The sequence below is a fragment of the Trinickia soli genome (assembly GCF_002879855.1).
Taxonomy (GTDB): Bacteria; Pseudomonadota; Gammaproteobacteria; order Burkholderiales; family Burkholderiaceae; genus Trinickia; species Trinickia soli.
The window spans coordinates 84,350-95,948 of record NZ_PNYB01000021.1 but is presented as its reverse complement, the minus strand read 5'-3'; the positions used below and the strand labels follow the sequence as shown (position 1 = coordinate 95,948).

At 63.9% G+C, this 11,599-nt stretch carries 5 protein-coding genes; 1 reads left to right on the top strand and 4 read right to left on the bottom strand.

Going from position 1 to position 11,599, the window contains the following annotated elements; translation table 11 throughout:
• Positions 1 to 208: hypothetical protein (locus C0Z19_RS29225; protein ID WP_269844874.1), on the bottom strand; the 208-nt coding region annotated here is incomplete at its 3' end.
• A 54-nt stretch (positions 209 to 262) separates the two neighbouring features.
• Here C0Z19_RS29225 and C0Z19_RS21445 point away from each other — a divergent pair.
• Entirely contained in the window at positions 263 to 5,869 is a 5,607-nt protein-coding gene (locus C0Z19_RS21445) for an autotransporter domain-containing protein (protein WP_233196231.1), read from the top strand.
• Positions 5,870 to 5,885: 16 nt separating this feature from the next.
• On the opposite strand, the gene C0Z19_RS21440 is transcribed toward C0Z19_RS21445, so the two are convergent.
• From C0Z19_RS21440 to ku, 3 genes are all read right to left on the bottom strand, one after another.
• On the bottom strand, positions 5,886 to 7,682 hold the full coding sequence (locus tag C0Z19_RS21440; RefSeq protein ID WP_102611848.1) for a thiamine pyrophosphate-requiring protein: 1,797 nt from the start codon (positions 7,680 to 7,682) through the stop codon (positions 5,886 to 5,888).
• Positions 7,683 to 7,783: 101 nt separating this feature from the next.
• On the bottom strand, positions 7,784 to 10,603 hold the full coding sequence (gene ligD, locus C0Z19_RS21435; RefSeq protein WP_102611847.1) for a DNA ligase D: 2,820 nt from the start codon (positions 10,601 to 10,603) through the stop codon (positions 7,784 to 7,786).
• Positions 10,604 to 10,631: 28 nt separating this feature from the next.
• Positions 10,632 to 11,450 carry a non-homologous end joining protein Ku gene (ku, locus tag C0Z19_RS21430; protein ID WP_102611846.1) on the bottom strand — a complete coding sequence of 273 codons (819 nt, stop codon included), beginning with the start codon at positions 11,448 to 11,450 and terminating at the stop codon, positions 10,632 to 10,634.
• Positions 11,451 to 11,599 lie beyond the last annotated feature (149 nt).

Below are 11,599 nucleotides of genomic sequence, written 5' to 3'. Positions count from 1 at the left end.
AGATGTGTATAAGAGACAGACGTCGGCCGGCGCCGGCGGCGGTGGCGCGGGGTTGGTTTTCATGGGTGGCACGCTGCTCGTCAGCGGTAACGATCTCATCGGCGGTGCCGGCGGCGACGGCACATCGACCAGCGCTGGCGGTGGTGGCGGCGTAGGGCTGTTTTTCCAGGGCAAGGCGTTCACTTTCAATTGGCAAGGCGACGTTCATAGAATCCTCGGCGGTTATGGCGGGGCATCCGGCGGGAGCGCCGGCGCTGCCGTCGTGGTGGCCACCGACGGCGCGAGCGTCACGAACATCAGCAATCGCTTCGGCACCGGCTTCCAGGGCGGATACGGTGCGGCAGGGGTCGGCAGCATCCCCGACGGCAGCGGTGGCGACGCCATGGACATCTTCGGCAGCAACAACACCTTCATGAACCGCGGCTATGTCAATCCCGGCGGTTCGGCAGGGCATGCCGCGCTCGCGATCGGTCTGCGCGTACAAGGCGACAACAACACGATCATCAATGCCAACGGCGGCAGCCTCGAAGGCGGATGGTCGCTGCTGAACCCAACGCAAACCGCGCCAGGCGGCGTTGCCGTTGAGCTGACAGGCAACGGCAACATCCTCGAGCTCCAGGCGGGATACGCCATGGGCGGCAAAGCCATCGCGGCCGGCGGTGGCAATATTCTCGCGCTCGGTGGTTCATCGGACGGCACGTTCGATGTTTCGAAGATCGTCGCCGCGCTCGATAACACGACGGGCCTGGAGCAATACCAAGGCTTCGCCGAATACCAGAAGACAGGCCTCGGGACGTGGACGGTGACCGGCCGCATGGGCGACAGCCATCCATGGGCCATCGAGCAAAGCACGCTCAAGCTCGGCGCCGACGCAGACCTGTCAGCTGCGAGCGATATCAGCGTGGACGCGACGTTCGACGTCTCCGGCGTCACGGCCAACAGCACGACCATTCAAAGCCTGTCGGGCGCATCGACGGGCACCGTCGTGCTCGGCAATAAAACGCTCGTCATCGCCAACGGTCAGGGCGGCAGCACGCCCTTCTCGCCCGGCAACTTCGCGGGTGCGATCACCGGTACGGGTAGCGTCGAAATCGACGGCGGCAAGCAGACCTTCTCCGGCACCAATACCTACCAAGGCGGCACGCTCCTGAACGGTGGCACGCTGGCTGTATCGGCCAACGCCAATCTCGGCACGGGCGGGCTCTCGTTCAACGGCGGAACGCTCGAAAACACGGCGGCCATCAGTTCCTCACGCGCTGTCACGTTGAACGCCAACGGCGGCACGTTTCAAACCGATAACGCCCTCACGTTGTCGGGCGCAATCTCCGGTGCAGGCGGCCTGACGAAGACGGGAGCCAGCACGCTGACGCTGACCGGCGCCGGCACGTACACAGGGCCCACCACTCTCTCCAATGGCACCCTGGTCATCGGCAACGGCTTCGACAGCACCTTTACCAGCGCGATCACGAACAACAGCGCGCTCCAATTCAACGATGGTGAAGCGTTCTCTTATGGCGGCGTACTGAGTGGCACGGGCAGCGTCACGCAAAACGGCGCGGGCGTCGTGACGCTTTCGGGCAACAGCAACGCCTTCGCCGGCACGAGCACGGTCAACGCAGGCACCCTGGCGATCAACGGCACGCTCGGCGGCACCGTCACCGTCAATAGCGGCACGGTCGAAGGCACAGGCACGATCAAAGGCGATGCGACGATCGGCGCCGGAACACTCGCGGGCCGGCAGGGCGACGTGCTCAACGTCGGCGGCAATCTTGCGCTGTCGAGCCGCTCGAATGTCAACGTATCGCTTGGCGCGCCCAGCACGGCGACGGGACTGTTCAACGTCGCGGGCAACCTCACGCTCGCCGGCACGCTCAACGTCACCGATCTCGGCGGCTTGGGGCCCGGTGTCTATCGCGTGTTCGACTACGCCGGCACCCTGACGAACAATGGGCTGCTAATCGGCAGCACGCCAAGCGGCACGAACGCGACCGACTTCTCCGTGCAGACGGCCACGAGCCATCAGGTCAATCTCGTCGACACGGGCGGAGCTACGGTCAATTTCTGGGACGGCGGTACGGTCTCCAACCATAACAACGGCGCGATAGATGGCGGCAACGGCATCTGGAATGCCACCAACGACAACTGGACGACATCGAGCGGCTCCGTCAATGCGAACTGGCAAAACGGACAGTTCGCGATTTTTTCCGGGCAAGCGGGTACGGTCACGGTCGATGACACCGCGGGCGCGATATCCGTGCTCGGCATGCAGTTCGCGACCGATGGCTATGCGGTCAACGGCGACGCGATCACCCTGGGCAATGCGAAAACCATCGTCCGCGTCGGCACGGGAGGCGGCGCACTCAGCACCGGCATCACCGCGACGATCGCCTCGGCGTTGACCGGCACCGGCGGCCTTGAGAAAACCGATAGCGGCACGCTCGTGCTATCCGGTTCGAACACCTACACGGGCGGCACGTTCGTCAACGGCGGCACCTTGTCCGTCTCCTCCGACGCCAATCTCGGCGCGGCAGCAGGCGCGCTGACGGTCGACGGCGGCACGTTCGAGAACACCGCAGCGTTCGGCTCCGGCCGCACGGTCACGCTCGGCACAGGCGGCAGCACCTTCAAGACCGACGCCGATCTCGCATTGACGGGCGTCGTCAATGGCGCCGGCGCATTGCTCAAGAGCGGCAGCGGCACGCTCACGCTCACGGCGAACAACGCGTATACCGGCGGCACCCAGATTTCCGCGGGAACGCTGCAACTGGGCAACGGTGGGACATCGGGCTCGATCTCGGGAAGCATCGACGACGATGCCATGCTCGTTATCAACCGCTCCGATGCGTGGACCCTCAATAGCGCGATCGGGGGCAGTGGCAGCGTCACGCAGGCCGGCACCGGCACCACCGCGCTCACCGGCGACAGCAGCTACCTGGGCGGCACGACGATCACGGCCGGTACGCTACAGCTGGGCAACGGCGGCACATCGGGCTCGATTTCGGGCGACGTCATCAACAACGCCACGCTCGCGTTCGACCGCGCAGATACCGTCATCTTCGACGGGAAAATCAGCGGCAACGGCAGCATTACGCAGATCGGCGCCGGCATGACGCAGCTCACCGGCGACTCATCGAATTTTGCGGGCACAACGACGGTATCGAACGGCACGCTGTCGGTCGATGGCGTACTCGGCGGCGTCGTTTCCGCGCAAGCGGGCGGCACGATCGAAGGCACGGGCACGATCAAAGGCGACGCAACGATCGGCGCAGGGACACTCGCGGGCCGGCAGGGAAACGTGTTGAACTTCAGCAGCAACCTTAAGCTGTCGAATGCCTCGAACGTCAACGTATCCCTCGGTGCGCCCGATACATCGACGGGCATGTTCAATGTCGCCGGCAATCTGACGCTCGCGGGTACGCTCAACATTTCCGATCTCGGCGGCCTGGGCCCGGGGCTCTATCGATTGTTCGACTATGCCGCCGGCCTGAGCGACAACGGATTGCACATCGGCAGCATTCCCAGCGGCGACCGCGCGAGCGATTTTTCCGTGCAGACTTCGATTACGCATGAGGTCAATCTCGTCAATACCGGCGGAGCGAGCGTCAACTTCTGGGACGGCGGCACTGCGTCGAATCACAACAACGGCACGGTAGACGGTGGCGACGGCATCTGGAACACAGCCAACAACAACTGGACGACCGCAAACGGCGCCGCCAACTCGAATTGGCAAAACGGGCAGTTCGCCATCTTCGCGGGGCAACCGGGAACCGTGACGGTCGATGACAGTGCGGGCGCAGTCTCGGTCAGCGGCATGCAGTTCGCCACCGATGGCTATCTGGTCAATGGCGATGCGATCACGCTTGCCGACGCGAAGAGCATCATTCGTGTGGGTGCGGGAGGTGGCGCACTCACCTCCGGCATCACTGCGACGATCGCTTCGGCATTGACCGGTGCAGGCGGCCTGGAGAAAACCGATAACGGCACTCTGGTGCTATCCGGTACCAACAGCTATACGGGTGGCACGTTCATCGAGGGGGGGGCGCTGTCGATCGCCTCCGACTCGAATCTCGGCGCAACATCGGGCGGCCTGACGCTCGACGGCGGCACGCTCGACAACACCTCCGGCTTCAGCTCCGCGCGCAGTGTCACGCTCGGCGCAGGCGGCGGCACCTTCAAGACCGACGCCGATCTCGCACTCACGAGTGCGATCAGCGGCAGCGGAGGCTTGTTCAAAAGCGGCGCGGGCACGTTGACGCTCGATGCGGACAACACCTACTCGGGAACCACGACGGTAACAGCCGGCACATTGTCGGTGAGCGGCTCGGTCAGCGGCCCTGTCTCGGTGCAAGCAGGCGGCACGCTGACCGGTACCGGCTCGGTGGGTACGACCGACATCGCCTCGGGCGGCACGATCGCACCCGGTCATACGCCCGGCACGCTTCATATCAACGGCGACGTCACGTTCGAAGCGGGTTCGATCTATGCGGCCGGCATCCTGCCCGATCAGACAGGCGATCTCATCCACGCCACGGGCCAGGCGCTCATCCAAGGCGGCACGGTCCAGACGATCAAGGCAGGCGGAGTCTATGCGCCGGGCAGCCAGTGGACGATCGTTTCCGCAAACGGCGGCGTGACCGGCACGTTCGACGCATTGACGCAGAACATGCCGTTCGTCGATCTGTCGCTAGCGTATGACGCCAATCACGTCTATCTCGACACACGGCGCAACCAGAAATCGTTCTGCAGCGTCGCCCAAACGCGCAACGAGTGCGCTACCGGTCAGGGCGTCGAAAGCCTGGGGCAAGGCAATACGATCTACAACGCGGTCGCGTCCGTGCCCGACGCCGCTTCGGGACGTCAAGCGCTCGACGCGCTCTCAGGCGATGTCTACGCCTCGCAGAAAGGCGCGATGATCACCGATAGCCGCGTCTTTCGCGACGCCGCCATCGCGCGATTGCAACAGGCGTTCGCCGACGATATCGCGCCTACGCAAGCATTGGTTGCGTCCACTGACAACGATTTCCTGCCGCCGACGCCGGGCGCGAGGCGCGTCGCACTGTGGGCACAAGCCATGGGCGGTTGGAATCAATGGAACGGCGATGGCAACGCCGCCACGTTCGATCGAACGCTGAGCGGCCTCGCGATCGGCGGCGACGTACCCGTGTTGCAGAACGGGCGCGTCGGCCTCATGGCCGGCGCCACCAATTCGCGCTATGACGTCAGTGCGCGCGAGGCATCGGGCGCGATCGTCGATGCTCACTTGTCGTTGTACGGCGGCTCGCAATGGGGCCCACTCGGCGTCCGTTTCGGCGTGGGCTACACCTGGCACGACATCGACACGCACCGCACCGTGGCATTCCCGGGGTTCTCCGCGGATCTGAGTTCGCACTACGGCGCGGCGATGGTGCAAGGCTTCGGCGAAGTGGGTTACCGGCTCGATTCCCCGCTCGTCACGGTCGAGCCCTTCGTCAATGTCGCCACGATCAATCTGCATACGGGCGGCTTCACCGAAACCGGCGGCGCAGCCGCACTGACGACACCCGCGAGCACGACCAACGTCACGTTCACGACCGTCGGCATGCGGGCCAGGAAGGCCTACGCCCTATACGGTTGGAAGGGGGCCGTGCACGGCACCGTTGGTTGGCGTCATGCGGTCGGCGACCTGACGCCGCTCTCGACCTTCAGTTTCGACGGCGGCAGCGCCTTTACGATCGCAGGCGTACCCATCGCCCGGGATGCGGCGACCATCGATGCCGGGCTCGATCTCGCATTGAGCCGGGCCGTGACGCTCGGCGTCGGCTATTCCGGCCAGTACGCACACCATCTGTCGGACTATGGGGTGCAGGCGAAGCTGACCGTGGCTTTTTGAAGACCCGGGCAATTGATCAGGAGTCCTTCTTTCCAGGCAGGACGGAGGCCATGACCTGCCTGGCCGTATTGACGATGACACTGCCTTCGTCGGGATCGCCTTCCATCAATGTGCGGGCGAATTTGCGCGCCTGTGCGAGCGTCACATGGGGCGGCAAAGGCGGCACGTCGGGATCGGTCTTGATTTCAAGCACGACGGGACGGCCCGCGGCCAGCGCTTCCTCCCACGCGGGACCAATGGCTTCCGGCGTATCGACGTAAATACCTTTGAGCCCGATCAACTCGGCGAAGCGATGAAACGGCACGTTCGGCAGTTCCTGTGAGGCCTCGAATTTCGGATCGCCTTCCATGACGCGCTGCTCCCACGTCACCTGGTTCAGATCTTCGTTGTTCATGACCATGCAGATCCAGCGCCCGTCTTTCCATTGTTGCCAGTACTTGGCTACCGTGATCAGTTCGGCCATGTTGTTCATCTGCATCGCGCCGTCGCCGACGAACGCAATCACCGGTCGGTCGGGATGCGCAAACTTCGCGGCGATAGCATACGGTACCGCTGCGCCCATCGAAGCGAGGCCGCCCGACAGCGAGCACATCATGCCGCGCCGGATTTTCAAGTCGCGTGCATACCAGTTCGCACATGACCCCGAATCGCTTGTCAGAATCACGTCGTTCGACAGCTTCGGCGAAAGTTCGGTGAAGATGCGCTGCGGATTGACGCCGCGCTTGACGGGTTCTTGCGCGCGCTTATCGAGCGTCTCCCACCAATCCGACGTCCATCCCTCGATACGTTTGCGCCACGTGTCCTCGGTCTTCTGATCGAGCAACGGCAGCAGCGCGCGCAACGTCTCGGCGCTATCGCCCACGAGGTTCACTTCCATCGGATAGCGAAGGCTCAACATGTCGGCGCCGATGTCGATCTGCACGCCGCGCGCGTCGCCCTCCTTCGGCAGGAATTCCGAGTAGGGAAAGCCCGAGCCGATCATCAGCAAGGTGTCGCAGTGCGTCATCAATTCCCAGCTTGGCTTCGTGCCGAGCAAGCCGATCGAACCCGTCACCCACGGGTATTCGTCCGGCACGACGGCCTTGCCCAGCAGCGCCTTGGCGACGCCAGCCTTCAATCGTTCGGCGACGGCGATCACCTCATCCGTTGCGTGCAATGCGCCCGCGCCGACGAGCATCGCGACGCGGCGCCCTGCGTTGAGCACTTCAGCGGCGCGAGCGAGATCGGACGGCTCGGGCATGATGCGCGGGCGCGAATAGCCGACGCCCGAATGCGCCGTCCCGTGCTTGCGTGGCGGCGGAGAATAATCGAGTTCTTGAAGATCGCTCGGCAGAATGATCGCAGTCACGCGCCGCTGCGACAGCGCGATGCGGACCGCGCGGTCGACCATGTGCCGCACTTGTGCCGGCACGCTCGCCTGCTGCACGTAGGAACCCGCGACATCCTTGAACAGCGAGGCGAGGTCGACTTCCTGCTGATAGTGGGAACCCAAGGCGGCGCGCGCTTGCTGACCGCAAATCGCGAGCACCGGCATATGGTCGAGCCTGGCGTCGTAAAGACCCGTGATCAGGTGTGCGGCGCCGGGGCCCGACGTTGCGATGCAGACGCCGAGCTCGCCCGTGAATTTCGCATGGGCGCTCGCCATGAATGCGGCCATTTCCTCATGGCGGGCCTGCACGAATTCGATTTTTCCCTTCGCACGACGCAACGCGCCGAACACCCCGTTGATGCCGTCGCCGGGGTAGCCGAACATGCGTCGCACGCCCCACTGATGCAATCTTTCGACGATGAAGTCGCCTACCGTTTGCGCCATCTGTGCCTCCGATAAAAGTCTGTGCGTGAGACCCTATCCGGCGCAAAAAGCGCGCCCGCGGCGCGCTTTCGGCAGATCTGACGAGTGCTGTTTGCTTCCCTTCACCCGCCCTTCATGCCCAGGCGTTCGCGCATGCTTTTCGTAATGCGCTGCTTCGTGCCTGCGTAATCGGCCCAGGGATCGACTTTCAGCGATTCGAGCCGCTCATGGACGTTTTGCACCGTCCATTGCGCACCACCCGTCGTGTCCGCGAGTTCATCCCAGGCGAGCGTCACCGATACGCCCATTCCCGGACGCGCACGCGGAGAGAATGCGGCGACCGTGCTCGACCCGCGGTTGTTGCGCAGGTAGTCGACAAATATTCGGCCGCGGCGATTTTGCGCGCCCATCTTCGCGCTGAAGCGGTCGGGCAACGTCGCGGCCATATGCTGCGCCGTGGCTTGCGCGAATGCTTTCACCTCGTCCCAGCCCGCCTGGCGCGCGAGCGGTACGACCACATGGAGCCCCTTGCCGCCGCTCGTCTTGCACCACGATTGCAGCCCGAGTTCGGCGAGCAGCTCGCGCGTCAGTTGCGCCGCCTCGATCATGCGCTCCCAGCCGAGCTTCGGATCGGGGTCGAGATCGAACACGACGCGGTCGGGCTTTTCGATATGGGTGGCCAGCGCGTTCCATGTATGCAGTTCGACCGTGCCCATCTGAGCGGCGCCGACGAGTGCCTCGACGCGATCGAGCGTGATGAGCGCCGGGTGACCCGGATCGAGGCCTTCGTGCTGTGTGATGTTCGGAATCGACAGGCGATTGCCGTGCTTCTGAAAGAACAGTTCGCCTTCGATGCCGTCGGGGGCACGCACCAGCGCGACGGGCCGTCCCTTTACATGCGGCAGCAACCAAGGCGCGATCCGCTCGAAGTAACGCACGAGATCGCGTTTGGCGAAGCCGATCGATCTGTCGATCATGCGTTCGGGATGCGAGATACGCACGCCTGTGACCGTCTCGCCCTCCTTCATCGCTTTGGCCGATTGCTTGGGAGTCCTTACTGTTTCGCTTTCCATAGCAGGAGATACTTTGGCGTGTTTCCTAACCACTGCGGTATCGCTCTCGGGTTTCGTCCCGCCGACTTTGCGCGGCGCTTCCTGCACGATCGCGCGCGCGGGCTTATCGCGGCGCAGGCTGACAAACGATGCCTGCCGCACGATGCGCTCGCTCGTCCACTCGGAAAAATTGCATTCGGCGACCAGCTCGGGGCGCACCCAATGCACCTTCGTGCGACTGCGCTCGGCGGGCGGCTCCGCAAACGGCGAACGGTCGGTTTCGAGCGCATCGAGCTCGCGCTTGATCGACCGCAGCAGCGCGGCATCGAAGCCCGTTCCCACGCGTCCGGCGTAATGCAGCTTGCCGCGCGCGTCGAACACGCCGAGCAATAGCGCACCAAAACCGTTGCGGCTACCCGAAGGCTCGGAATAGCCGCCAATGACGAACTCCTGCCGCCGCCGACAGCGCAACTTGATCCAGGAGCCGCTGCGGGTAGACGTGTACCGGCTGTCGCATCGTTTGCCTACGATTCCTTCCAACGCCATCGCGCAAGCACTGTGCAGCAGGTCATGCGGGTCGAGCGCGAAATCTTCGGAGAAGCGAACGGTGTCGTCGTCGGAACCTTCAAGCAAGGCGCGCAGCAATGCCCGGCGTTGGACGAGCGGCACGTCGCGCAAGTCATAGCCGTTCAGATACGGTAAATCGAAGGCGAAGATCACGATGTCCTCGGCACGCCCCGAATCGAAGGCGTTTTGCAGCGCTTGGAAACTCGGCACGCCGTTCTCGTCGAGCATCACCGCTTCGCCGTCAATCCAGGCCGTCTCGACTTCCAGTGCCGCAAACGCCTGCGCCTGCCTCTTGAACTTCGCGGTCCAATCGAGGCCGCTGCGCGTCAGAATCCGCACGGGCCTGGCGTCCCCATGATCGATTCGCGTCAATGCGCGATAGCCGTCGAACTTGATTTCGTACGACCAGTCGTCGCCCAGGGGGACATCGTCGACCAGCGTCGCAAGCTGCGGCTTCAACGATTCGGGCAAGCGCGCCTTCACGGCGCCCTCGATCGACGGCGACACGGCGAGCTCGCGCAACGACTGCGTCGTACGCGTCGCAACGATATCGGGGCGCCCGGCATGAAATCGGCCGGCATGCTGCGCATGAGCAGGCACGGCCAATGCGCCTTTGCGCCCCTTTCCATCCGCGCCCTTCGCCGAGCGCCGCTCGGTGTCGCTCGCCTTCCTGGCCGTCTTGCTGGTCGTCTTCGTGGCCGCTTTCCCGGCTGACTTTCTGTTCGACGCTTGCCCGTCCGATAACGCGCTGCCTGGCGCTTGCGCGATGACGTCGTATTCGCTCTCGGGCCGAGCCTCGTCATCGCGCTCTTTGATCAAGAGCCATTGTTCCTTGTCGCCGCTGCCACGCATGCCGCTTCGCACCAGCGCCCATCCGCCATGGAGCTTCTTCCCGTGCAGCGTGAACTTGAGTTTGCCCGCAGCGTAGGCTTTGCGCGCCAGTTCGACGCCTCCCGCCGGCTCCCACGTGCCGCGGTCCCATACGATCACCGTGCCGGCGCCATAGTTGCCGGGCGGAATTTCGCCCTCGAATGACCCGTATTCCACGGGATGGTCTTCTACGTGGACGGCGAGCCGTTTGACCGATGGATCGAGGCAGGGCCCTTTCGGCACGGCCCACGATTTGAGTGTGCCGTCCAGTTCGAGCCGGAAGTCGTAGTGCAGGCGTCGAGCGTGATGTTCCTGGATCAGGTATGAAAGCGCCGGGCCGGCATCGCGGTTTGTCGCCGCGCGCTTCGCGCGGCGGGCGCGTTCGGCGCCCGCGGGCTCGGGCGTGTCGTCGAAGCGCCGCTTGTTGCGATAGGTTTCGAGCTTGTCCGCCATGCTGGTCCGTGTAGGGTCCGCGGCTCAGTCAGGCCGCATGCTTGCCCTTGCCCCGGCCGAGACTGCGTTTGAGCAATTCCGATAGATCGACGACGTCGGCCGTCGCGCGCGTACGAGCCGGCGCACGTGCGCCTTCGCTGATTTCGTGCGTCTTCCCTTCGCGCACCTTGCGATCGACGAGCGCGAGGATGTCGTCGCGAAACGTGTCGTGGTAATGCGTCGGCTCCCAGTCTTCGGTCATGTCCTCGATCAGCTTCGTGGCCATTTCGAGTTCGCGCGCGCTCACTCCGGCCGATTTCGCATCCGCGGGCGGCAACGCCAGATCGCCGACGTCGAGCACTTCGCCGCCCCAGCGCAAAGTATTGAGCGCGAGAACGGGCCCTGCCGGAATCAGTGCCGCCAGGTGCTGCTTGTTATGCAGCACGACGTTCGCGATGCCGATCTTGCCCGTTTGCGCGAGCGATTCGCGCAACAGCGCGTATGCCTTCTTACCCTGTCGCTCGGGTACGAGGTAGTACGGCGTATCGAGGTAAAGGAAGGAAACCTTGTAAGCCTCGACGAATGCGAGGATGTCGACGGTTTGCGTCGACTCGGGGCTCGCCGAGCGAATTTCGTCGTCGCTCAGAACGACATAGGTGTTCTTTTCGTATTCATAGCCACGCACGATGTTTTCGCGGCGGACTTCTTTCCCCGTTCGTTTATTGATCTGCTTATAGCCGATCGGGTCGGCCGTCTCCTTGTCGAGCAGATTGAAGCTGGTTCGTTCCGGGCGCGTAGCGGGGTGCAACTGCACGGGCACGTTGACGAGACCGAAGCTGATCGCCCCTTTCCAGATCACGCGTGACATGGCAACTCTCCTTTCGCTGCCGGCGCGCGATAGAGTGCGCGACGAATGCCGACGGCGTATGCCGATGCCAGGGACTTCCCGCCGGGACAGCACGAGCGCTCGGCATTCCTTGCAAAGCGCTCGTAATCCCTGCAACGGCAGTAACTATT

Bases quoted from the DNA above. Each gene is read 5' to 3' on its own strand.
- C0Z19_RS21440 (WP_102611848.1), bottom strand. From the start codon at position 7,682: ATGGCGCAAACGGTAGGCGACTTCATCGTCGAAAGATTGCATCAGTGG.
- ligD (WP_102611847.1), bottom strand. From the start codon at position 10,603: ATGGCGGACAAGCTCGAAACCTATCGCAACAAGCGGCGCTTCGACGAC.
- ku (WP_102611846.1), bottom strand. From the start codon at position 11,450: ATGTCACGCGTGATCTGGAAAGGGGCGATCAGCTTCGGTCTCGTCAAC.